At 57.7% G+C, this 21,420-nt stretch carries 21 protein-coding genes; 14 read left to right on the forward strand and 7 right to left on the reverse strand.

Annotated features, from left to right (window positions below; genetic code table 11):
* Positions 1 to 13 precede the first annotated feature (13 nt).
* Positions 14 to 910, forward strand: a complete 897-nt coding sequence (locus tag COL8621_RS04715) for a DMT family transporter (protein ID WP_093966142.1) — start codon at positions 14 to 16, stop codon at positions 908 to 910.
* Here the strand turns inward: COL8621_RS04715 and COL8621_RS04720 are convergent.
* On the reverse strand, positions 907 to 1,623 hold the full coding sequence (locus COL8621_RS04720) for an NUDIX hydrolase (protein ID WP_093966143.1): 717 nt from the start codon (positions 1,621 to 1,623) through the stop codon (positions 907 to 909). The genes COL8621_RS04715 and COL8621_RS04720 overlap by 4 nt on opposite strands.
* Positions 1,584 to 1,961, reverse strand: a complete 378-nt coding sequence (locus COL8621_RS04725) for a DUF983 domain-containing protein (protein ID WP_093966144.1) — start codon at positions 1,959 to 1,961, stop codon at positions 1,584 to 1,586. Before COL8621_RS04725 ends, COL8621_RS04720 begins: the two co-directional genes overlap by 40 nt.
* Before the next feature lie 223 nt (positions 1,962 to 2,184).
* Here COL8621_RS04725 and COL8621_RS04730 point away from each other — a divergent pair, with 223 nt between their 5' ends.
* The 4 genes from COL8621_RS04730 (at position 2,185) to COL8621_RS04745 (ending at position 4,310) form a co-directional block, all read left to right on the forward strand.
* A complete protein-coding gene (locus COL8621_RS04730; RefSeq protein ID WP_093966145.1) occupies positions 2,185 to 2,751 on the forward strand; it encodes an EF-hand domain-containing protein in 567 nt (188 codons plus the stop codon).
* A gap of 98 nt (positions 2,752 to 2,849) precedes the next feature.
* Positions 2,850 to 3,434, forward strand: coding sequence for an RNA polymerase sigma factor (locus tag COL8621_RS04735; protein WP_093966146.1), 585 nt, complete (start codon positions 2,850 to 2,852; stop codon positions 3,432 to 3,434).
* A gap of 1 nt (position 3,435) precedes the next feature.
* Positions 3,436 to 3,804, forward strand: coding sequence for a dihydroorotate dehydrogenase (locus tag COL8621_RS04740; protein ID WP_176438431.1), 369 nt, complete (start codon positions 3,436 to 3,438; stop codon positions 3,802 to 3,804).
* A complete protein-coding gene (locus COL8621_RS04745) occupies positions 3,801 to 4,310 on the forward strand; it encodes a periplasmic heavy metal sensor (protein WP_093966148.1) in 510 nt (169 codons plus the stop codon). The genes COL8621_RS04740 and COL8621_RS04745 overlap by 4 nt, the downstream gene beginning before the upstream one ends.
* Before the next feature lie 16 nt (positions 4,311 to 4,326).
* Here the strand turns inward: COL8621_RS04745 and COL8621_RS04750 are convergent, their stop codons facing one another.
* On the reverse strand, positions 4,327 to 5,694 hold the full coding sequence (locus COL8621_RS04750) for a diguanylate cyclase (protein WP_093966149.1): 1,368 nt from the start codon (positions 5,692 to 5,694) through the stop codon (positions 4,327 to 4,329).
* 100 nt (positions 5,695 to 5,794) lie between these two features.
* On the opposite strand from COL8621_RS04750, the gene COL8621_RS04755 reads away from it, so the two are divergent.
* Positions 5,795 to 6,073 carry a DUF3572 domain-containing protein gene (locus COL8621_RS04755; RefSeq protein ID WP_093966150.1) on the forward strand — a complete coding sequence of 93 codons (279 nt, stop codon included), beginning with the start codon at positions 5,795 to 5,797 and terminating at the stop codon, positions 6,071 to 6,073.
* Here the strand turns inward: COL8621_RS04755 and COL8621_RS04760 are convergent.
* A complete protein-coding gene (locus tag COL8621_RS04760; protein WP_093966151.1) occupies positions 6,070 to 6,525 on the reverse strand; it encodes a MarR family winged helix-turn-helix transcriptional regulator in 456 nt (151 codons plus the stop codon). The two genes, COL8621_RS04755 and COL8621_RS04760, sit on opposite strands and share 4 nt — an antisense overlap.
* Positions 6,526 to 6,630: 105 nt before the next feature.
* Between COL8621_RS04760 and COL8621_RS04765 the strand changes: the two genes are divergently transcribed.
* From COL8621_RS04765 to COL8621_RS04785, 5 genes are all read left to right on the forward strand, one after another.
* Complete coding sequence (locus tag COL8621_RS04765; protein ID WP_093966152.1) at positions 6,631 to 7,332, forward strand: HAD family hydrolase; 702 nt, start codon at positions 6,631 to 6,633, stop codon at positions 7,330 to 7,332.
* Between the two features lie 91 nt (positions 7,333 to 7,423).
* Positions 7,424 to 8,980 (forward strand): trimethylamine methyltransferase family protein, encoded by a 1,557-nt coding sequence (locus COL8621_RS04770; protein ID WP_093966153.1) that lies wholly within the window; start codon positions 7,424 to 7,426, stop codon positions 8,978 to 8,980.
* A gap of 84 nt (positions 8,981 to 9,064) precedes the next feature.
* Entirely contained in the window at positions 9,065 to 10,840 is a 1,776-nt protein-coding gene (locus COL8621_RS04775; protein WP_093966154.1) for a DUF4153 domain-containing protein, read from the forward strand.
* 66 nt (positions 10,841 to 10,906) lie between these two features.
* Complete coding sequence (locus tag COL8621_RS04780; RefSeq protein ID WP_093966155.1) at positions 10,907 to 11,494, forward strand: heme NO-binding domain-containing protein; 588 nt, start codon at positions 10,907 to 10,909, stop codon at positions 11,492 to 11,494.
* Positions 11,495 to 11,498: 4 nt separating this feature from the next.
* Positions 11,499 to 12,515, forward strand: coding sequence for a diguanylate cyclase domain-containing protein (locus tag COL8621_RS04785; protein ID WP_370804561.1), 1,017 nt, complete (start codon positions 11,499 to 11,501; stop codon positions 12,513 to 12,515).
* A 17-nt stretch (positions 12,516 to 12,532) separates the two neighbouring features.
* On the opposite strand, the gene COL8621_RS04790 is transcribed toward COL8621_RS04785, so the two are convergent.
* The 3 genes from COL8621_RS04790 to COL8621_RS04800 form a co-directional block, all read right to left on the reverse strand.
* Complete coding sequence (locus COL8621_RS04790) at positions 12,533 to 13,243, reverse strand: AraC family transcriptional regulator (RefSeq protein ID WP_176438432.1); 711 nt, start codon at positions 13,241 to 13,243, stop codon at positions 12,533 to 12,535.
* Positions 13,244 to 13,485: 242 nt separating this feature from the next.
* The gene (locus tag COL8621_RS04795; RefSeq protein WP_093966157.1) at positions 13,486 to 14,406 is read right to left on the reverse strand and encodes a response regulator transcription factor; all 921 of its coding nucleotides are present in this window, start codon (positions 14,404 to 14,406) and stop codon (positions 13,486 to 13,488) included.
* Entirely contained in the window at positions 14,396 to 17,734 is a 3,339-nt protein-coding gene (locus COL8621_RS04800) for a hybrid sensor histidine kinase/response regulator (RefSeq protein WP_093966158.1), read from the reverse strand. Before COL8621_RS04800 ends, COL8621_RS04795 begins: the two co-directional genes overlap by 11 nt.
* Before the next feature lie 255 nt (positions 17,735 to 17,989).
* On the opposite strand from COL8621_RS04800, the gene urtA reads away from it, so the two are divergent.
* From urtA to urtC, 3 genes are all read left to right on the forward strand, one after another.
* Positions 17,990 to 19,255, forward strand: a complete 1,266-nt coding sequence (gene urtA / locus COL8621_RS04805) for an urea ABC transporter substrate-binding protein (protein WP_093966159.1) — start codon at positions 17,990 to 17,992, stop codon at positions 19,253 to 19,255.
* An 84-nt stretch (positions 19,256 to 19,339) separates the two neighbouring features.
* Positions 19,340 to 20,266: an urea ABC transporter permease subunit UrtB gene (gene urtB, locus COL8621_RS04810; RefSeq protein ID WP_093966160.1), complete on the forward strand. Its 927-nt coding sequence runs from the start codon at positions 19,340 to 19,342 to the stop codon at positions 20,264 to 20,266.
* A 10-nt stretch (positions 20,267 to 20,276) separates the two neighbouring features.
* Entirely contained in the window at positions 20,277 to 21,416 is a 1,140-nt protein-coding gene (gene urtC, locus COL8621_RS04815) for an urea ABC transporter permease subunit UrtC (protein WP_093966918.1), read from the forward strand.
* The last annotated feature ends 4 nt before the right edge of the window (positions 21,417 to 21,420 follow it).

Below are 21,420 nucleotides of genomic sequence, written 5' to 3' on the forward strand. Positions count from 1 at the left end.
GCATCAGGGTGGCATGGAAATCTGGATCCTCGTTACCCTTGCCGCCGCTGCGGTGCAGACCGTGCGCTTTATGTTGCAAAAGCAGCTTCAGGGGGCGGGGCTTAGCACCGGCGGCGCGACGTTTTCACGGTTTCTTTTTGCCGCCCCTTTGGCGGTTGCCTTGGCATCGGTGCTGATTTGGCGTTCAGGCGAGGCTGTGCCGGGTATGCCGCCGCGATTTTGGGCCTTTGTGCTAACCGGGGGCCTGTTTCAGGTGGTCGCGACCTTCGCCCTTGTCGCCTTGTTTGCCGAGCGGAATTTCGCGGTGGGGATCGCGTTTACCAAAACAGAGACGGTGTTGGTGGCTCTCTTTTCTGCCGTCATTCTGGGCGAGGCCGTCAGCCTATGGGGTTTTGCCGCCATTTTGGTCGGGGTGGTTGGCGTGATACTGCTGTCTCAACCGCCAGGGGCCGCGTTTGGGCGCAATTTGTGGAACCGCGCGTCGGCCCTTGGGGTGTTGGCGGGCGCTTGTTTCGGGGTGTCCGCAATCGGGTATCGCGGTGCGTCCCTTTCCTTGGAAAGCGGTGAATTCTTCCTGCGTGCAGCACTTTCGTTGGCGGTGGCCACGACGTCGCAAGCAATTGGGATGGCAGTCTGGCTGCGTTTGAAAGAGCAGGGCACATTAACCCGCGTTCTAAAGGCTTGGCGCAAAATGGTGCTGGTGGGGGTTACCGGCATGTTGGGAAGCCTTGGCTGGTTCACGGCGTTCACGCTGCAAAACGCGGCCTATGTGCGCGCCCTTGGACAGGTAGAGCTGGTGTTTTCCGTGTTGGTCACATGGCTTGTCTTTAACGAACGTTCCAGCCTTCGCGAAACCGGTGGCATCGCGTTGATCGCGGTATCAATCATCATGATCGTGCTGTTGACCTAGCGCAGGCGCAGAAATTCAGACGTGGCGTCGTGATTGTTGAAAAACGGCACGCTTGCGGGGGGCAGGCCTGATTGGATCAGGCCCCAAACTTCGGCCAGAACCACTTCGGTTATGAACGGCATGTTGAACCCGCGTGCCTTGTCCAGCGGCACCCATTGGAGGTGGCGCAGTTCGTCCTCGGCCCCGGAAAAATCATCGATATCGCTGGCGGACTGATCGGCATCGACCAGAAAGAAACGCGCATCAAAGCGGCGCGGGCGACCGGGGGGCGTGATGGCCCGGAAGATGAAATGGAACCCTTCGGGGCAGGGCAGGTGGCCGGATGCCGCGAAACCGCGCCAGCCCTTGGGGGCAGGGTCAGGCCACGTGCCGGGCGTGCCAAGGATCAGCCCGGTTTCTTCCCACACCTCGCGAATACCAGCGGCAACAAGCGCCGGGGCAAGCGCGGGGTCTGCATGCGCACATAGGCGCGCGTTGCATTCGTTGTTTAGGGCCGGGGACAGCGGCACCGTTGCATCCACCGCGTCAACTGCGCCGCCGGGAAAAACAAATTTGTCTGGCATAAACGCGGCAGATGATCCGCGTTGCCCCATCAAAACCTTCGGCTCTGTCTGGGCATCCCTTAGCATGATGACGGTCGATGCGTCGCGCAGCGCTGATTTATCTGGCTTGTTCAGCTCTTCGCCCCGAAGCCGTGCATTCTTTTCGCCCATTGTAACGCCACCAATAGCCCCTTCAATCTAGGAAGAAGGTAGAGCGAGAGTGCGACGCAGCCAACAGTGAAGATGGATGCAAGCACCAATGGGTCCGGTCGAAAGCTGGTAAACGCAACATGAATAAGCGGTGCCATCAGATGCCCAACCACCAAAATCGTCAGATAGGCCGGGCCATCATCGGCGCGGTGATGGTGAAGCTCTTCGTGGCAGACGGCGCAATTGTCGCGTACCTTTAAGTATCCGCGCAGCATCGGGCCCGCACCGCAATTCGGGCAGCGCCGACGCCATCCGCGCCACAGTGCCGGCTTCACGGGCCGATCCGTCATTTTACTCATACTGTAGAATCCCAATTTGGACCGCGGTTCTTCCCGCGATCGATACTTTAGTAGGATAATGGTAGCGGCAACAGAAAACAGCGGGACAAAGCGCCTTGCGTCGGGATGTCGCAAAAATCTTTCACAAAAAACGACGGAAGTGCGCAGGTGGCGCGTTTTTATATCAGAACGCAGGAAATGAGCCTGCGTCGCAAACGACGACCTGAAAGCAGGAGATATAAGAATGACACGCAAGTTTCTAACGAGCACCCTGACCGCACTGACCCTTGGCGCTGTTGCGCTTTCCGTGGCAAGCCCGGCTTCCGCATTTGGTAAGCATGGCGGCGACCAGGGGCGGCGTGGCCAGATGATGTTCGACCAGCTTGATGCCAATTCTGATGGCGTTCTGACTGCGGATGAATTCGAAGCCCGCATGAAAGAGCGTTTCGCCACCCTCGACGCAGATGGCAACGGCGAGATTTCGGCCGAAGAACTGGCAACGGGCCAGCCAAAGCGGCAAATGGCCGATGGCCATAAGCGTGGATTTGGCAAAGGCAAAGGCTTTGGTGATCGCGCGGCACCGACAGCCGAGCAGCGTCAGGCCTTTGCTGAGCGTATGATCGAGCAAAAAGACCAGAATGACGACGGTCTGCTAAGCGTCGAAGAACTCGCCGCAGCACCAAACGGTGACGCGATGTTCAAGGGCATGGATACAGATGGAGATGGCTCCATCTCGCGCGAGGAATTCGATGCAGCCCGTCAGGACAGGGCAGCCCGGATGCCGAAAAACATGCCGCTTCCTCAGAATTGATGGCAGTTGGTTTAATCGTTGGTCGCCCCAGTGAAAGGGGCGGTCGACCCGCCAGTTCGATTGTGAATTCTAGTAAAACAGGCTAGGCCTTTTTCGGGATGGATATGGCCTTTGATGTGCAAAATGAGGTTTCTGACGAAACCCTTCTGGTGCTGTACGGCAACGGCGATGCTGCGGCTTCGCGGGCGTTGACGTTGCGCCTGACGCCGCGGGTGTTGGGGTATGCGTCCAGAATACTAAATGATCCGGCCGAAGCCGAGGATGTGGCGCAAGAGGCTATGCTGCGGCTGTGGCGCATCGCGCCAGAGTGGCGGCAAGGCGAGGCGAAAGTCTCTACTTGGCTTTACCGCGTGGTGGCGAACCTATGCACTGATCGGTTGCGAAAGCGCCGGAGCGTGGACATAGACAGCATCGCCGAGCCCGAGGATGATGCGCCCGGCGCAGAAGCCCAGCTTCAGGCGGCATCGCGCGCGAAGGCGTTGGAAGAAGCCCTGCAAACACTGCCAGAACGGCAGCGGCAGGCGGTGGTGCTGCGGCATATCGAAGGGTTGGGGAACCCGGAAATAGCCGAAGTACTGGAAATAAGCGTTGAGGCGGTGGAAAGTTTGACCGCCCGAGGCAAACGGATGCTGACGGCCGCACTGTCGGGTCGGCGGGAAGAATTGGGGTATGGTGATGGTTGATATGCACGATAAAGATCAAGAGCTTGAGCTGTTCTTCGCTGCGGCGCGCGACGACGCGCCGGTGCCGTCTGATGACTTGATGGCGCGGGTGTTCGCGGACAGCGTCGAGAACATGCCAAGCGGCGCTGGGATCGTTCCCGCGCCTTTGGTCAAGGATGGCGTTGTCACGCGTTTCCTGAAGGCTATCGGCGGTTGGCCAGCGCTTGCGGGGTTGGCGACGGCCACGATGGCGGGCGTCTGGATCGGATATAGTGCGCCTGCTGGTTTGGCCACGGTCACGGGTGGGGTTCTTGCCTCTTCGGATACTGGATATGACATTGTCGATCTGATCCCCTCGATGGATGGATTTTTGATGGAGGGAGGCGCGTGAGCGATCTGGATACTCAAAAACCGCGCAAGCGTTTTACTTGGGGGCGTGCTCTGCTTGGGGCGTCGCTTGCGATGAACTTGTTGGTTGTTGGGGTGGTTGCGGGATCTATCTTGAACCATGCGAAGCCGCCGAAAAGCGCGCCGTTGCCGGGCGGGGATATCATTGGGTACGGGCCATATACGCAAGCATTGACCGCCGAAGACCGTGTGGTTTTACGCGATGCGATGAAACGCAAGGCGCCCGAGCTGCGCAGCAATCGAAAAGAAGTGAAGCGCGACTTTGACCGCCTGCTTGTGACACTGCGCGCGCAACCGTTCGATAGGGCCGCTGCCGAGGCAATCTTGGGGGCGCAACATGCGCGTGTCGAAGGGCAGGTTGTCTTGGTGCGCAGGTTGCTTATGGATCATATTGAGCAGATGGAACCCGCAGAGCGTGTTGCCTTCGCTGAACGGCTAACGGACGCTATTCGCCGCGGCCCGAAATCCCGGAAACCGGCGCGTGACTAAGTAGGGGTGGCCCCGTTTAGGGGCTGACCGTGACGGTGTTTCTGCCCTCAGCTTTTGCAGCGTAAAGGGCCGCGTCAGCGCGCGCCATCAGGGCATCAATGGCGACGTCGCGCCCGTCACTGATCGCAAGCCCAATGCTGACCGAAACTGAAAGCGAGCCCATCGAACCGGGAAGCGTGACAGGCGTTTGGTTAATCCGCTCGCGCAGCCGTTCGGCCGCCGAGGTGGCCTTGGTTAGGCTGGTTTCCGGCAGGGCGACCAAGAACTCCTCCCCTCCGATCCGCGCGACAAGGTCAACGGCGCGCAGTTCACCGGTCAGCATATGCGCGACCTGTTCTAAGACCGCATCGCCACTGGCGTGGCCAAAACGGTCATTCACCGTTTTGAACCGATCCAGATCAAGCAACATAATCGCGAACGGACGGCGGGTTTCGGTTGCGCGTTCGGCGATGCGGGCAAGATGCGGCATCGCGTAGCGACGATTGAACAAGCCCGTCAACGGGTCCGTAACAGCCAGCCGCAACCCATCCTTGACCGAAGCGCGCAGCCGGTCTGCCTGATATTTGCGGGTCAACTGCGTTTCAAGGCGCAGCGCCATTTCGGCGGGATCAAACGGGGCAGTCACCAGATCGTTGGCGCCAAGATCAAGGGCCATCGCTGCAGAATCTTGTGCCCGTTCGGGAACCACGACAACAACCGCTGAATTTCGCGTCGCCGCGCGGGAACGCAGTTCTGACAACAAGCGGAGCCCACCATCACTGCGGTCAACGTCAACCGATATGACAAAAAGATCAGGGGCTTTTTCCGCGTTGGGCAATGCCAACGCTTCGGCCCGCGTCATGACCTTCATCGCACCATTGAACCGACCGCTAAGCTGGGCCTTCCATTCGACGGCCAGCTCTCTCTGAGAGGCAATAAGGGCGACCTTTCCCTTTTGCAGATAGGTTTGGGCGGCCTCGGAAAAACCAAGTGCGCGCCGGGTTCCATCACGTAGGGCAAGTTCTTTTGCGGTTTCACGAGCGCGCAGCAGGCTGCGAACGCGGGCTAGCAGGGTAACCTCATCCAACGGTTTAGAGAGGAATTCTTCAGCGCCAGCCTGCAAAGCACATAGTTTTTCATCCGCGTTTCGGCCAGCCGTCACCATGATGACGGGAATTTCAGCCGTTTCGGGATCGGCTTTCAGGCGGCGGCAGACTTCTATCCCATTCAGATCGGACATAACCACATCAAGGAGGATAAGGTCCGGCCGTTCCTGACGGGCCACATCTAGGGCGGCAAGACCGCCATCTGCCTGCAGCACGTCGTAACATGCCTCAGACAAGCGTACCTTCATAACAATCCGGTTCGTCGCGACATCATCGACAACGAGGATTCGACCGGGCATTAAAGCCACTCCCTAACCTGTGTGAATGGAATTAGGTTCGGGTTTAGTATTGGGCAAGAAGTGTTAACAAACCCTTTAACGAAGCGGGATTGGATCTGAAATGAAGCAAGAACAGGCCGAAACCTTAGCGCTTGGCGCCCTTGGTTGGTTGGTTGGAAACGAAGAGCTTTTGCCCATTTTTATGGGCGCATCAGGCGCGTCCATCGATGACATCAAGGCCCGCGCAGCAGAGCCAGAGTTCTTAATTTCCGTGCTTGATTTTCTATCGATGGATGACGCGTGGCTGATGGAGTTCTGCGACGCTTCGGGGCTTTCCTATGAGGCACCATTGCAGGCGCGCCAGTCGTTGCCTGGCGGGGCCCAGATGCATTGGACCTAGAGCTTTTTCAGGGCCAGCTCTTCGCCTTTCAGCATTTTTAAGAGCAGCTGTTCAAGCTGCTGCTTATCCGCGCCCGAAAGCTTTTCGGCGATCAAACGGTTGTTTTCTTCGGCAAGCGGGGTGCCCTCTTTGACCAGTTCGCGACCCTTGTCGCTTAGCGTAACGTCGGTCATGCGCCGATCCGTAGAGGCAGAACAGCGCGTAATCAGGCCTGCTTCTTCCATTTGACGCAATGCGCGAGAAGTCGCCGTGCGATCAATTCCGACGAAATCGGCAATCGCTGATGGGCGCGCAAGCCCTTCATTTTCTACAGCTAATAGGATGCACCACGTGATCCGGGTCAGCCCCAACGGGCGCAACCAGTCATCAAGGCGCCGCTCTTGCATCCGTGCGACCAAAGAAAGGTGGTAGCCAAGAGACTGGTGAAGGCGGTATCTTTGGGTCCTGTTCATCGGGGGGAACTTTCGGTCGCGAGGGCGGACAAGTCAATCTTGCGCGGCGTATTCTTACGAACTTGCCGTGTTGCACGCATTAACGCTACGGGGAGGACAATTCAAATGACAGTGATTGGCGGAATACTTTTTGACAAAGACGGCACGCTTTTTGATTTCCACGCGACTTGGGGCGCTTGGGCAAGTGGCTTCTTGGCAGAGCTGTCTGGCGGCGATCAGTATCAGGCCATAAAGCTGGGCGCCGCGATCGGATATGATTACGCGGGCGAACGGTTTGAAATCGACAGCCCGGTTATCGCGGGAACGCCTGCGGAAATTGCTGGGCAGCTTTTGCCCTTGCTGCCGGGGACAACGCCGGCTGCATTGATCACGCGTATGAATGCCGCGGCGGCGAACGCGCCGATGCGCGAAGCAACCGCATTGATGCCGTTGTTAAACCTGTTGGCGTCACAGGGGCTTAAGCTGGGCGTTGCAACCAACGACGCCGAAGGGCCAGCCCGCGCACATCTGGACGGTGTCGGCGTGACCGACATGTTCGACTTTATTGCCGGCTGCGATTCTGGCCATGGTGCGAAGCCGGGGCCGGGGCAGTTGTTGGCGTTTGCCGATACCATGGGTTTGGCACCTCAGCATGTGCTGATGGTCGGGGACAGCCGACATGATCTGGTGGCAGGTCGCGCAGCAGGGATGGGGACGGTTGGCGTGCTGACAGGTTTGGCAACGGCCAGCGATCTGGACGATCTGGCAGATGTCGTTTTACCGGATATCGGCCACATTCCAGCCTATCTGATGGCTAAAGCCGCCTAAGGACTCTCAAAAAACGACCTGATTACGTCGCTTTCATCGCGGAAGCGGCGTGATTGCGGGTGTCTCCTGTCATTATCTTAGGAGGCATGCCATGGCTGATACGGTTATACGCAAGCGCCGCTCGGGTGGGCGTTCAGGCAATACGCGTCGCCACGCGGTTAGCGTGATTGAGCAAATGCCGTGGCATATTCCCCAGAACAATGATCGCCCGACGGAACCGTTGGATGATGCGGGGGTCGCTGCCATTCACGACGGTGCCATGCGTATCCTTGAAGAGGTCGGAATTGAGTTTCTGAATGACGAGGCGCTGGCAATTCTGCGCGAAGCAGGATGCACCATCGACGGGCACAACGTTCGCATGGGCCGCGATTTCGTGATGGAGATGGTCGCCAAAGCCCCATCCAGTTTCACGATCACGCCCCGCAATCCTGACCGCGAGGTGGTGATCGGCGGCAAGAGCATGGTGTTCGTCAATGTCTCGTCTCCGCCGAACTATTGGGACTTGGAAACCGGCAAAGTGCCCGGCACACGGGAGCAGTGCCAGAACCTGTTAAAGCTGACCCAGTATTTCAACTGCATCCATGTTGCCGGTGGTTATCCGGTGGAGCCTGTGGATGTTCACGCCTCTGTCCGTCACCTTGACGTGCTTTTTGACAAGCTGACCCTGACCGACAAGGTCTGCCATGCCTATTCCCTTGGAAAAGAGCGTGTCGAAGACGTGATGGAAATGGTGCGGATCGCGGGTGGCCTAAGCGAAGAGGAATTCGAGGCCAAGCCGCATATGTACACCAACATCAACTCCACCTCTCCGCTAAAACACGACATTCCGATGCTGGATGGCTGGATGCGTTGTACGCGGCGTGGGCAAGCGGTGATCGTGACCCCCTTTACGCTGGCTGGTGCGATGGCCCCCGTTACGATGGCGGGTGCTGTGGCGCAGTCCTTGGCCGAGGGGCTGTGCGCCATTGCGCTGGCCCAGTATATCCGCCCCGGCACGCCTTGCGCGTTCGGCACGTTTACATCGAACGTCGATATGAAATCAGGCGCGCCAGCGTTCGGAACACCAGAATACATGCGGGCGACACAGATGAGCGGTCAGATGGCGCGGTTCTATGGGCTGCCCTTGCGTGCCTCTGGGTCTTGCGCGGCCAACGTGCCCGACGGGCAGGCGATGTGGGAAACATCAAACGCCCTGTGGTCGGCCGTGCAGTCGGGCACTAATTTGGTTTATCACGCGGCTGGCTGGTTAGAGGGCGGGCTGATCGCCAGCCCCGAAAAGTTCATCATGGATTGCGAGGTGCTTCAGCACATTCAGCGCTATTTCGATCCTGCACTAACCGCAACCACCCCGGATGACATCGCGTTAGACGCCATCAAATCAGTTGGGGCCGAGGGCCACTTTTTTGGCTGTGACCACACGCAGGAACGTTACACGACCGCCTTCTATCAGCCCTTCCTTTCGGATTGGCGGAACTACGAAGGCTGGGCGCTGGACGGTGGCGTTTGGACCGCAGAGCGCGCACATCGGATGTTCAAGGAAATCATCGGAAGCTTTGAGCCCCCGCCGATGGACGAAGCCATCCGCGAAGAGCTGGAAGCCTTCGTCGCCAAGCGCAAAGAGCAGGGCGGCGCCCCGACCGACTTTTGACACAGATCGGCGCACAGCGGAAAACCAGACTGGAGAGATCACGCCCTTCGCCCTAAGCTGCGATAAAACAGCAGGGGCACAGGCATGACCGAACGCGAGATTTCACCAACCCTTGGACGGTTAATTCTGGGTGCAGTTGGTGCATTGGCGGGCCTGTCGTTTTGGGGGCTTGTGGATGTGCTGCCCGATCTTATCGAACGAACCGAATGGCCATACCTGTTCCTAACGTCTTTCACGGCCAGCTTTTTCATCGCCTGCCTTGCGTTGATCGGCCCGGTGCCCGCGGCACGTGCGGCGATTGCCTCTGCTGGGTTGGGGCTTGTCATTGCGACTTTGCTGACGTGGGCGGGGCAGCGGTTTGAGGGCGTCGATGCGTTTATGCAAACCGGGCATCCGCTGCCGATCTTTTTCTTGCTGACCTTTACCCCGCTGCCATTTTTCATCGCCAAGATCCGGGAAGGGCGGTGGGATGACTATTCTGCCTTATTCGCCCACTCGTGGGATATTGTGGTCCGCTATGCGGCTGCGTTGCTGTTCGTTGGTATCGCATGGGGCGTGCTGATGCTGTCGGATGCCATGCTGCAGTTGGTTGGTGTGACGTTCATCCAACAGCTGCTTCGGATCGATGTCGTGCCATATGTCTTGGTTGGCACGGTCTTGGGCGTCGCACTGGCCGTGGTGAACGAGCTTTCGGAATATGTTTCCCCATACCTGATCTTGCGCCTGCTGCGGCTGTTGCTTCCGGCTGTGCTGGTGGTTGTGTCGGTGTTCCTTGTGGCTTTGCCGTTTAAGGGGCTGTCGAACCTGTTCGGAACGCTTTCTGCCGCGGCGACGCTGATGGCGATGGCGATGGGGGCGACAACCTTGGTCACGACTGCGCTGGATGCCGACGGGCAAAGCGCGGTTCAGGGCCGGGTGATGCGGTTGCTGACACAGGGCCTTGCGCTGGTGTTGCCAGCTTTGGGTATATTGGCTGGCGTCGCGATCTGGCTTCGGGTCGATCAGTATGGCTGGACGCCTGATCGGCTTGCCGCTGCAACCCTTGCGGCGTTGGTGCTTGGGTATGGCGCGTCCTATGCGGTGGCCGTGATCCTGCGTAGGGATTGGGCCGAACGTATACGCCGTATCAACGTTGTGATGGCGTTGGTTGTAATGGCAGTTGGCATCGCTTGGCTGACCCCTTTGCTGAACCCGCAGCGCATCGCCACGGCAAACCAAGTGGCGCGGTTTGAGGCAGGCAAGGTTTCGGCGGAAAAACTTGACCTATGGTCCATCGGGCGTGAATGGGGCCACGCCGGCGTGGCTGGTTTTGAACAGCTTGCGGAGATGCAAGTTCACCCCGACGCTGCCCTTTTGGCAGAACGGATTGAGAAGGTGAAAAACACCACGTCGCGATATTCATGGCGGGACACCGAGAACATCTCAGCACAGGGCCGCTTGGCGGAGGAGTTGCAAGCGGTTCTGCCGGTGCTGCCTGTGAACGTCGCGTTGCCAGATGGTGTGCTGTCGGCCATGGGCGAGTGGAGACTTCGGATGGCCACCGAGGCTTGTGGTCGAACAACGCCGGCAGGAAACCCGGAGTGTCTGGCGCTGGTTGTGGAACTTGTTCGGGACAACGCAGGGCCCGAGGTGGTTCTATTCTACGTATTATCAGACGGTCGCCTATGGTCAGACATGCTTTCCACGCGGACGAATGGGGATGCTTATGTTGTGGCCCCCCGAATGAATGGAAACTTTGCTGTTCAGTCACGCGAAGGCGCAGAACATCTGGACGCGCTTTTTAGTGGAGAGTTCGAAACCCCATCGGCGGGCATCAACTATCTTGATTTCGCGGGGCAGCGCCTTTTTTTCGCGCCATGAACGCGTTTGGGGGTTGTTAACCCTCGGTCCCTAATCTGGCCCTGTTGATAATAAGGGGCCGGTTCCGTGCATGGTTTGATAAACCGTTCGATCCAATGCTTTGTGCATGACACCTATGGCGCAGACATCTGGGCGGCTGTGGCTGACGCATCGGGGATTGGCCCCGATGGTTTCGAAGCGATGCTAAGCTATGACGACGCACTGACAAAAGAACTGTTAAGTGCCGCGTCAAGCCGGTTAGACAAACCGCGCGAGGTGGTTCTGGAAGATTTGGGAACCTTCCTAGTATCGCACACGAAGTTAGAGCCGATCCGCCGATTGCTTCGCTTCGGCGGGGAAAGCTTTGTTGAATTTCTTCATTCCCTTGATGATCTGCCGGGGCGGGCGAAACTGGCGGTCCCCGACCTTGAATTTCCAGAGCTTGAGTTGGTTGATGACACCTCCCAGACCTTTCGTCTGATCTGTCGATGGCATTTTCCGGGTGCCAGTCACGTCATGCTTGGCGTGCTGCGCGCGATGGCTGACGATTATGGCGCGCTTGCACTGCTTGAACATGTTGGCGGGACAGCATTCGAAGGCACCATCCGCGTAGAGCTGTTGGACAGTAGTTTTTCAGCTGGGCGCAGTTTTGAACTTGCCGTGCGCGCGGGGTAAGGCTGTGGATCAGACCACCTTTTCAGCCGCCGCAATGGCGCGCCTTATGCCAATGCATGTGATGATTGACCCGGCTGGGGATATTCGTGCGATTGGGCCGACGTTGCAAAAAATGCGCCCGTCCGAACAAATGGTGGGGCGTAAGTTCCTTGATGTTTTCGCGCCGCGCCGTCCGCGCAACGTAAGCACCCTTGAACAGCTTCTGATGGCCGAAGGCGAACGGCTTCAACTTTCGTTTCGCCAACCGCCGCAGACTGACCTGAAGGGTTTAATCATCCATTTAGGGGACGATATCGGTGCGCTGGTAAATCTGTCCTTTGGGATTTCGGTTGTCGATGCCGTTGCGGATTATGGGCTGACGGTGGGCGATTTCGCGATCACCGATCTAACGGTCGAAATGTTGTACTTGGTCGAAGCGAAAACGGCGGTGATGGATGAGTCTCACAAGCTGAACCAACGCCTGCAAGGCGCAAAGAACGAAGCAGAAGAACAGGCCTTTACCGACACGTTAACGGGGCTGAAGAACCGACGCGCGATGGATCACCAGCTTATCCAATTGATTGATGACGGGCGGCCCTTCGCGTTGATGCATCTTGATTTGGATTACTTCAAAAAGGTGAATGACACCTACGGGCACGCGGCTGGCGACCACGTGCTTCAGCACGTCGCCCGTGTTTTGGTCGATGAAACCCGCAGCACTGACACAATTGTACGCGCCGGTGGTGACGAGTTTGTTTTGATTTTTGAGGGGCTGATAGACACAAAAAGGCTGAACGCGATCGCTTATCGGATTATCGCGAAACTTGAACAGCCCATTACCTTCAACTCTCACCCGTGCGAAATTTCGGCAAGCATCGGAACGACGATCTCAAGCAGCTATGACGCGCCTGAGATTGAGAAGATGTTATATGACGCGGACGCCGCGCTTTATGCATCCAAACGTGCGGGGCGCGCGCGTGCGACGATTGCCGGTGATTGGCACCTTAGCGATGAACGCGAACGGCCAGAAACGCCACGATGATGGTGTTTGGCTTTGGTTCACTTGGGATCGCGAAATGATGATGGTGGCGCACCAAAATACTTTCTGAAGGCGGCAATGAACGCGCTGGGATTGGAATAGCCAAGCCCAGCGGACAGGGCCGCACTCGTTTCGCCCTGCGCAAGTTGCTCGATGGCATACATAAAGCGAAGCCTGCGGCGCCAGTCGCTGAAGGTCATTCCGGTCTCTTTCTTGAAAAGCCGTGCAAGTGTTCGTTCGCTGGTGCCAAACGCTTGTGCGATTTCGGAAAGGCTCCGCCGTTCTTGGGGGTGAAGAACAAGATGATCCATCACACGCGTCAGCCGTGGGTCATGCCCGCCAGGTAACCTTAGATCGGGGTGATCAAGCCGGGCGATTTCATCGAACGCCACATGGGCAAGTCGGCGTATCTCACTGGGCGTTAGGCGCATGCTTCCCTGCGAGGCGAGCCGTTGCGCAATGCCGCCCAACAGGGGGGTGGCCCGCACGACGGTCGGCTTTTGCAGCAGGTTCATACGCTGCACGGTGCGCGCGTCGACATAAAGGCGATGGATCTCAACCGTGGTTTGCGCACTTAGGTGAAAATCCCGCCCGCTTGGAATCCAGATCCCATGTTTTGAAGGAACAAACCACGCATCGTTGCCAACCTGAAACCGTGCGACCCCATTATCGCAAAGCGCCAGTTGGGCGTCCGACTGGGCGTGCAGAAAGGCCGATGTGCCCTCTGCCATGGTTTCGATTTCCGCCCCAAACGGACGTCGGATGTGCGGGAGTGAGGATTTATCACAGTGTGGCGGATTTTCGACATTATCTGGCATAGTGTCGTTTTAGTGCCAGGTGCTGTCGAAGGCTATATCTTTCACTGCGGCCTATCGCGGGACGGCTTGTTGGCATTGGAAAACTGGGCGAACGGGATATTCCCGTTGAAGGAGGAGCCAGTGTCGCGATCTTGGCGGATCACCTTAATTGGCGGTTATCCAAGCCCGGACCACGAATGCAAGAAACGGTCTGCCATGACGGCGGCGGAGGTCCGATTGTCTACGCCCATTTTCTGAAACACCTGCTCAAGGTGCTTGTTCACGGTACGAGAGCTGAGCGAGAGTATTTCCGCAAGATCCCGGTTGGTCTTTCCGCTGGTCAGCCACAAAAGCACTTCGGACTCGCGGTCGGTCAGGCCGAAGTAATCCGCCAGCCGTGTCTGACCATTCGTGTCGTCTTGCGCGGTCATCTTCAGCAGAATTTCCTGCGCGGAGGTCATGCCTGCGTAATGCAGTTGCAGGCCGCCAGACTGATACGGGCCAGTTTGCGACAGCGGGCGGGACTGAAGCCCTGACAACCACTGGGCAAAGGGTGGTTGTGCCTTTCGGTTTACCAGCAGCGGTTCGTTGGCCCCGTTCAGTCGCTGCAACGCCTTGGGCGATCCCCAGACAAGGGTTCCATCTGCATCAAACGCCAGAACCAGCCGCCCAGAACTGTCCAGCGCGTCATGGGCGCTGCGGATCAGGCGAGAGTTGATGACATGCGTAGTGATGCGGGCGATTAGTTCTTCGATGACCACGGGTTTGGTGATGTAGTCCACCCCGCCCGAATTTAGGCCGTTCAGAATATGCTCGGGTTCGGTCAGGCCGGTCATGAACAGGATCGGTGCGGCGATGGGGTCTGGCATTGCCTTCATCCGACGGCAGGTTTCAAATCCGTCCATCACTGGCATAACCGCGTCCATCAGAATGACATCAGGCTGTACGCGTTCTGCAAGTTCAAGCGCGGCGTGGCCATCGCGCGCAATCAGAACGGTCATCCCGTTTTCTTCCAATGCGGAAGAGATAAAGCCGAGCGTGTCTGGATTGTCATCGACCACAAGCGCGATGCTTCTTTGCGTCCGGTCAGGCGGCATCTTTGTAAAGCTCCTCAAGTAAACGGGTGATGCCGGGCATGTCGAAATCATCCAATCTGGATAGCAGCTTTGACAGGGTCGGTTCGGGTACGCCGGTGCTTTCACGCAGTTCATCAAGTTTGCGCCTGACCCCCGTCGCATGGCCGATACGCGCATCTTCCAAAAGTGCGGTGATGTCTTTGGCGGCGATGGGGCGTTGAGTGGCGCGTGGGGGTGAGGGTTCGCGATTAAGTTCAAGGCGCAGCAATTCACCGATGCGGAACACCAGATCCTCCAGATTGTAGGGCTTGACGATGAACGCATCGAACAGCCCGCCACGCGCATCGGGTTTGCGGGCTTCCAGCGCGTGCCCACTTATCATGATGATCGGCGTCGCGCGGTGGCCCTGTTCCCGCAGACATTCAGCCAGTTCCCAACCGTCGCGGCCCGGCATGTCGATGTCCAGAATGAAGATGTCCGGGGTGATATCGCTTAGCATATCAAGGGCGGCGTCGGCGCTGTTGGCGACCAGCACAAGAAAGCCCAGCGGCTCCAGAAAATGTTCGGTCAGCGTCAGGTGATTGCGGTCGTCATCCACCACCAGAACGGTTTTGCGCGAGCCAGTATAGCCGGTAACGCCAACGATGTTTAGCGTCGGTTCGCGGTTGCGGGCAGGGCGTTCGCCATCCATGATCGAAGGCAACATCAGGCGCACTCTGAATGTGCTGCCCTTGCCGGGCGTGCTTTTTACGGTGATCTCGCCGCCCAGAACCTCAACCAACAGTTTGGTGATCGTCAGCCCCAAACCGGACCCTTGGGTGCCGCTGTTTGTCAGGCGTTCGAATGGCTTCCAGATGCGGTCAATTTTTTCAGGGTCAATGCCGCGCCCGGTATCGGATACCTCGATCACGGCAACTTCGTTTCGATAGGTCACAGAAAGGCTGATCGCGCCTTGCTCGGTATAGTTGATGGCGTTGGACAGCAGGTTGATGATGATCTGACGCAGCCGTTTTTCATCAAACGAGACCCAGTCCGGCAAATTGCCGGACGTCGTGATTTTGAATGACAGGTTCTTTTCTTCGGCGGCAGCGGCAAAAATGCTGGCGACCTGACGCAGAAACGCGGGCAGGTTGATGCGATCGCGAAACAGCTCCATCCGGCCGGCTTCGATTTTAGAGATGTCCAAAAGCCCCTCGATCAACCCGGCAAGGTGTTCGCTGCTGCGGCGGATTGTGCTGACGGCATCTTTGCGATGCGACGGAATGCGCGGATCGGTTTCCAGAATTTGTGCGAACCCATAGATGGCGTTTAAGGGGGTACGCAATTCGTGGCTGATACCGGCCATATAGCGGGTCTTGGCAAGGTTCGCGGCCTCGGCTTTTTCCTTGGCTTCTTGCAAGGCAAGGTCGGTGCGTTTGTGGGCGCGAACCTCTCGTAATAGGCGCTGGGTTTGGGTGCTGGCCTCATCCCGCGCTTTATGCTGGCTTTCGGCGGCCAAAATAAACGCCCAGACCGCAACGCCGATCACCACAAGCCCTGATGCAAAGATGGCGGCCAGAACAGCGTCCAGTTCGGGCGCGGCGGCGTAGCTTCGGATTACGATCAGCATGATGCCGAAAAAGCCGGCGGGAATGATGGTGGCGATTGCAAAGATCGAAAGCCGCGACATCAGCGCATCAGCGACAGTGCTGGGCAACTGATTGCGGATCAACCGTGTCACCATGGAATCCAGCCGGGCATGGGGTTTACAGCTGTCGCGGCAAGAACTGTCGAGCGTGCAGCAAAGCGAACAGATCGGGCCGGAATAAAACGGGCAATCGGTCATGTCTTCGGCATCGAAACGATATTCGCAGACACAACATTCTTGCGTGGCCTGCGGCGGCGTCGTCGCGGGGCGGGCGATGTAGTATTTTCCGCCAGTGCGCCACGCGATCACGGGCGAAATGCAAAAGGCGGTCAGCAAAGCGATGAATGACGAAAGCGCGTGCGCGACGTCGCCCATTACCCCCGCATAGGCAAGCAGAGAGATCAGCACGGCGCTGCACATCGCCCCAATGCCGACGGGGTTGATATCGTAAAGGTGGGCGCGGCGAAATTCGATCCCGGGGGGGCTGAAGCCAAGCGGTTTGTTGATGACCAAATCGGCGGTCAGCGCCCCAATCCATGCCAGCGCGACATGGGAATAAAGGGCCAGGATTGCCTCTATCGAATGGAACACGCCCAGTTCCATCAGCATCAGCGCGATGGCGACATTGAAAACAAGCCAGACGACCCGCCCGGGGTGGCTGTGCGTCAGGCGGGAAAAGAAGTTCGACCACGCGATCGACCCCGCATAGGCATTGGTGACGTTGATCTTTAGCTGCGACAGGATCACGAAAGCCCCGGTTAGAAATAGAACCAGCGCGGGCGAGGTCAGCACCTGATCGAACGCTGTGAAATACATCTGTGTTGGGTCGGCGGCTTCCCGTGCGGGAACGGCGTCATTCAGTGCAAGCGTCACAAGGAACGATCCCGCGATCATCTTTAGGACCCCAAGGATCGACCAGCCGGGCCCGGCCATGACCAATGCGGCCAGCCATTTTCGTTTTTCGCCGCGGGTTTTGGGTTCTGGCAGGAAGCGCAGGAAATCGACCTGTTCGCCAATCTGCGCAATCAGCGAAAACACCACACCAGAGGCAGCACCGATCATCAGCAAAGTGGCGCCGTCTTTTCCACGTTCGTCGATCCCGTCAAAGCTGGTCCATAGTTCTGTGTCCATGCCCGCGAACCCCATCAGCGCGAAGGGCAGGATGTGCAGGATCACCCAAAACGGCTGGCTCCACGCCTGAAAGACAGAGATTTTTGAGAACCCGTTGATCACCAGTGGGATCACAACAAGCGCACTGATCAGATATCCGATGGAAAGCGGGATGCCGAAGCAGAACTGAATTGCAAAGGCCAGAATTGCGGCCTCAAGCGCGAAGAATATGAACGTGAACGACGCATAGATCAGTGAGGTGATGGTTGATCCCAAATAGCCAAACCCGGCACCGCGTGTCAGCAGATCGATATCCACACCATACCGCGCGGCGTAATAGCTGATCGGAAGGCCAGTCAAAAACAGAAGAAGTCCGACCAGCATGATCGCGATGATGGCGGTATCAAACCCGTAGCTAAGGGTGATCGCGCCGCCGATCGCCTCTAGGGCAAGGAACGAGATTGACCCAAGCGCGGTATTGGCCACCTGCCCATACCCCCAACGCCGCGCGCGTCGCGCGGTAAAGCGCAATGCAAAGTCTTCTTTGGTTTCATTGGCGACCCAGCGGTTGTAATGCCGTCGTTCGCTGGTCGCACTATATGGCACGCTCATATCCACCCCTGTCGGACCGGCCGTGCAGCGCGCCAATTCTTGCTGAGCAGCAGCTTGGCTGGGGCGCAGGTGCACGGTTGCAGACGCGATGACGCATCCATCCCTCGGAAATGATCATAGGCGTAAAAACGCGCAGTCATATACGTCATTCGACGTATACTGCACTGCAGCAATCCCTGCAAATCTTACCGTCGAAGCAGGTGCCCGAACGGACCTGCCAATCGTTCCAACGCACACAATGCACATGGAGGTGAGATGTCTAATTCTGAAAAACATAATGGTGCCAATGGGGTAAACCGGCGCGCCGTACTTGCAGGTGGGGCGGCGCTGACCGCTTCGCTGTTCACGCCCAAATTGCTGCGCGCGCAGGATTTTCCGACCGCTGCAGTGAACACAACCGGGCTGGCCGTTACTGATGATACGGTCACGGTCGGCATTCTGCATTCGGTTACCGGCACAATGGCCATTTCTGAAACCGGGTCAGTTCAGGCTGAAAAGCTGGCCATTGAACAGATCAACGCCCAAGGCGGGGTTCTGGGGCGCAAGATCGAATATATTCAAGAAGACGGCGGGTCCGATTGGCCAACCTTCGCCGAGAAAGCCAAGAAGCTGTTGGTCAGCGATAAGGTTGCTTCGGTGATGGGTTGCTGGACATCTGCCAGCCGCAAAGCCGTGCTGCCTGTGTTCGAACAGTATAACGGCATGCTCTATTACCCGACCTTCTATGAGGGGCTCGAGGAATCTCCGAACGTGATCTACACGGGCCAAGAAGCCACGCAGCAGATCATCGCCGGGATCGACTGGGTCACGCAGACGAAAGGCGCGAAAAGCTTTTACCTGCTGGGGTCCGATTACATCTGGCCGCGCACATCCAACAAGATCGCGCGCAAGCATATCGAAAAACTGGGCCTGAAGGTCGTGGGCGAGGATTACTATCCGCTGGGCCACACGCAGTTCAATTCGGTCATCAACAAGATGAAGCTGAAGAAGCCCGACGTGATCTATGCGATCGTCGTGGGTGGTTCGAACGTGGCATTCTACAAGCAGCTTAAGGCCGCTGGCATCGACATGACCAAGGAAAAGCCGCTGCTTCTGACCATTTCGGTGACCGAAGACGAAATCCTTGGCATCGGTGGCGAAAATATCGAAGGCGCTTATGCCTGCATGAAATATTTCCAAAGCCTGACCAACGAAAACAACATGGCCTTTGTCAAAGCCTTCAAGGAAATGTGGGGCGATGACATCGTGATCGGCGATGTGACACAGGCGGCCTATCTGGGTCCGTGGCTGTGGAAAGCGGCGGTGGAAAAAGCTGGCTCGTTCGACGTCGACAAAATCCGCGAAGCCAGCCCAGGCATCGAACTGACCACAGCCCCCGAAGGCTATGTGAAAGTGCACGAAAACCACCACCTATGGTCCAAGACACGCGTTGGGCACGCCAAGCGTGATGGCCAATACGAAGTGGTGTTTGAAACCGCTGACCTTGTTGAGCCCGATCCATTCCCAGACGGTTATCAATAAGCGACGCGTTTCGCGGGCGGCCCGAATGCGTCCCCGGGTCGCCCCCATCTTCTTCCACATATGGCCACAGCAGGAGGGTCTGCGATGTTCTCCGATTATTCGATGGGCGAGTTAGGCGCGATTTTCGCCATGCAGGGGTTCGCAGGGCTGATCCTGTTCTCTGTCTTCGTTCTTATGGCGCTTGGGCTGGCGATCATCTTCGGCCAGATGGGTGTCATCAACATGGCCCATGGCGAATTCATGATCCTTGGCGCTTATGTGACCTACCTGACGTCAAACGTTTTTGCCGATTTCCTGCCGGCACTTTTCAGCATCTATTTCTTCGTCGCGATGATCCTTGCGTTCATCGCGTCAGGCCTTTTGGGGATGTTCGTTGAATGGGCGATGATACGGCACCTTTACAAACGCCCGCTGGACACATTGCTGGCGACGTGGGGGCTTAGCCTGATCCTGCAGCAAGTTTACCGTTCGGTATTCGGTGCGCGCGAGGTTGGCGTGACCATCCCGGATTGGATCATGGGGTCGCTGCCGATGACCGACATGATCGAAATCCCGATCAACGGCATTTTCGTCATGGTTCTGGCCGTCAGCATCTCAATTGCGCTGTACATCCTGATGTATAAATCGGGCTGGGGCCGACAGGTCCGTGCGATCAACCAGAACCGCATCATGGCTGATGCTGTGGGCATCAACACGGCCTGGACCGACCGCATGACCTTTGGGATCGGCTGTGGGGTTGCAGGGGTTGCTGGGTCTGCGTTCACCATGATCGGCTCAACCGGGCCAACCGCCGGACAGCTTTATATCGTCGACACATTTCTGGTCGTGGTCTTTGGCGGCGCGGGCAGCCTTTTGGGCACAATCGCCAGCGCGTTTTCGATCAGTCAGGCCCAGTCGATCCTTGAATTCTTCCTCTCGGGGTCAATGGCCAAGGTTCTGACGCTTCTGACCGTGGTTGGCATCCTGATGCTTCGGCCGCAGGGCCTCTTTGCCCTCAAACTGCGCAAGTAAGGACATGGCAATGACCACCGCACCTTCCAACAGACTATTCACCAAATCCGAGGCTATAGGCTTTGTCATCCTTGCCGTCATCGTCTTCGCGATCCTGCCTCTGGCGCTTGATACGTTCCGCCTGAATCTTTTCGGAAAGTATCTGACCTATGCCTTCGTCGCGGTCGGGCTGGTCCTGTGCTGGGGCGCGGGGGGCATCCTAAGCTTGGGGCAGGGCGTGTTCTTTGGGCTGGGTGGGTATTGCATGGCGATGTACCTGAAGCTTGAGGCTTCGACGCCGGAAAATACCTCTATCCAATCGACGCCGGGCATTCCTGACTTCATGGATTGGAACCAGCTGACGGCGCTTCCGTGGTGGTGGGAACCGTTCCACAGTTTCAGCTTCACCCTGTTTGCGGTGATCGCGGTTCCTGTGGTCTTTTCCTTCATCATCGGGGTGGCGATGTTCCGGCGCAGGGTGGGGGGCGTCTATTTCGCCATCATCACGCAGGCGGTGGCTGCGATCCTGACGATCCTGATCATCGGGCAGCAGGGGTTTACCGGCGGGGTCAACGGCATCACTGATCTGCGCACGCTTAAGGGCTGGGATATCCGCACCGACAGCGCGAAAGAGATCCTGTATTTCGTGAACGGGATCATGCTGTTCGCCTGTCTTTTGACCGCGCAGTTCATCCGCAAGTCCAAGCTTGGCCGGCTGCTGATCGCCATGCGTGATCAAGAAGATCGGGTGCGTTTTTCCGGCTATGATGTGGCGAATTTCAAAATCTTCGTCTTCTGCATTGGCGCGGCTTTTGCGGCCATTGGGGGGGCGATGTTCACCCTTCAGGTCGGGTTCATGTCGCCCAGTTTTGTCGGGATCGTGCCATCCATCGAAATGGTAATCTTTTGCGCGGTCGGCGGGCGGCTCTCTATCCTTGGCGCGGTCTACGGCGCGCTTTTGGTGAACTGGGCCAAAACGACATTCTCCGAAAGCTTTCCAGAGCTGTGGTTGCTGGGTTTGGGGGCGCTGTTCATCGCGGTGGTGATGGCGTTCCCGGATGGGCTGGCGGGTGTTTACACCGACAAGATCGCGCCGCGTATTCGCAAATTGCTTAAGCGCGGGCCGCCCGCGCTGCCCGCTGCAAACGCGCAAGAAACTGCTGCGGAATAGGAGG

The sequence above is a fragment of the Actibacterium lipolyticum genome, from assembly GCF_900184935.1.
Lineage (GTDB): Bacteria > Pseudomonadota > Alphaproteobacteria > Rhodobacterales > Rhodobacteraceae > Actibacterium_A > Actibacterium_A lipolyticum.

What these genes read in the sequence shown, in the direction of transcription:
- COL8621_RS04765 (WP_093966152.1), top strand. Translation starts at nt 6,631, where the DNA reads ATGACAGTGATTGGCGGAATACTTTTTGACAAAGACGGCACGCTTTTT.
- COL8621_RS04730 (WP_093966145.1), top strand. Translation starts at nt 2,185, where the DNA reads ATGACACGCAAGTTTCTAACGAGCACCCTGACCGCACTGACCCTTGGC.
- urtA (WP_093966159.1), top strand. Translation starts at nt 17,990, where the DNA reads ATGTCTAATTCTGAAAAACATAATGGTGCCAATGGGGTAAACCGGCGC.
- COL8621_RS04750 (WP_093966149.1), bottom strand. Translation starts at nt 5,694, where the DNA reads ATGCCCGGTCGAATCCTCGTTGTCGATGATGTCGCGACGAACCGGATT.
- COL8621_RS04800 (WP_093966158.1), bottom strand. Translation starts at nt 17,734, where the DNA reads ATGAGCGTGCCATATAGTGCGACCAGCGAACGACGGCATTACAACCGC.
- COL8621_RS04795 (WP_093966157.1), bottom strand. Translation starts at nt 14,406, where the DNA reads ATGCCGCCTGACCGGACGCAAAGAAGCATCGCGCTTGTGGTCGATGAC.
- COL8621_RS04735 (WP_093966146.1), top strand. Translation starts at nt 2,850, where the DNA reads ATGGATATGGCCTTTGATGTGCAAAATGAGGTTTCTGACGAAACCCTT.
- COL8621_RS04775 (WP_093966154.1), top strand. Translation starts at nt 9,065, where the DNA reads ATGACCGAACGCGAGATTTCACCAACCCTTGGACGGTTAATTCTGGGT.
- COL8621_RS04720 (WP_093966143.1), bottom strand. Translation starts at nt 1,623, where the DNA reads ATGGGCGAAAAGAATGCACGGCTTCGGGGCGAAGAGCTGAACAAGCCA.
- urtC (WP_093966918.1), top strand. Translation starts at nt 20,277, where the DNA reads ATGACCACCGCACCTTCCAACAGACTATTCACCAAATCCGAGGCTATA.
- COL8621_RS04715 (WP_093966142.1), top strand. Translation starts at nt 14, where the DNA reads ATGGAAATCTGGATCCTCGTTACCCTTGCCGCCGCTGCGGTGCAGACC.
- COL8621_RS04755 (WP_093966150.1), top strand. Translation starts at nt 5,795, where the DNA reads ATGAAGCAAGAACAGGCCGAAACCTTAGCGCTTGGCGCCCTTGGTTGG.
- COL8621_RS04770 (WP_093966153.1), top strand. Translation starts at nt 7,424, where the DNA reads ATGGCTGATACGGTTATACGCAAGCGCCGCTCGGGTGGGCGTTCAGGC.
- COL8621_RS04740 (WP_176438431.1), top strand. Translation starts at nt 3,436, where the DNA reads ATGCACGATAAAGATCAAGAGCTTGAGCTGTTCTTCGCTGCGGCGCGC.
- urtB (WP_093966160.1), top strand. Translation starts at nt 19,340, where the DNA reads ATGTTCTCCGATTATTCGATGGGCGAGTTAGGCGCGATTTTCGCCATG.
- COL8621_RS04725 (WP_093966144.1), bottom strand. Translation starts at nt 1,961, where the DNA reads ATGAGTAAAATGACGGATCGGCCCGTGAAGCCGGCACTGTGGCGCGGA.
- COL8621_RS04760 (WP_093966151.1), bottom strand. Translation starts at nt 6,525, where the DNA reads ATGAACAGGACCCAAAGATACCGCCTTCACCAGTCTCTTGGCTACCAC.
- COL8621_RS04790 (WP_176438432.1), bottom strand. Translation starts at nt 13,243, where the DNA reads ATGGCAGAGGGCACATCGGCCTTTCTGCACGCCCAGTCGGACGCCCAA.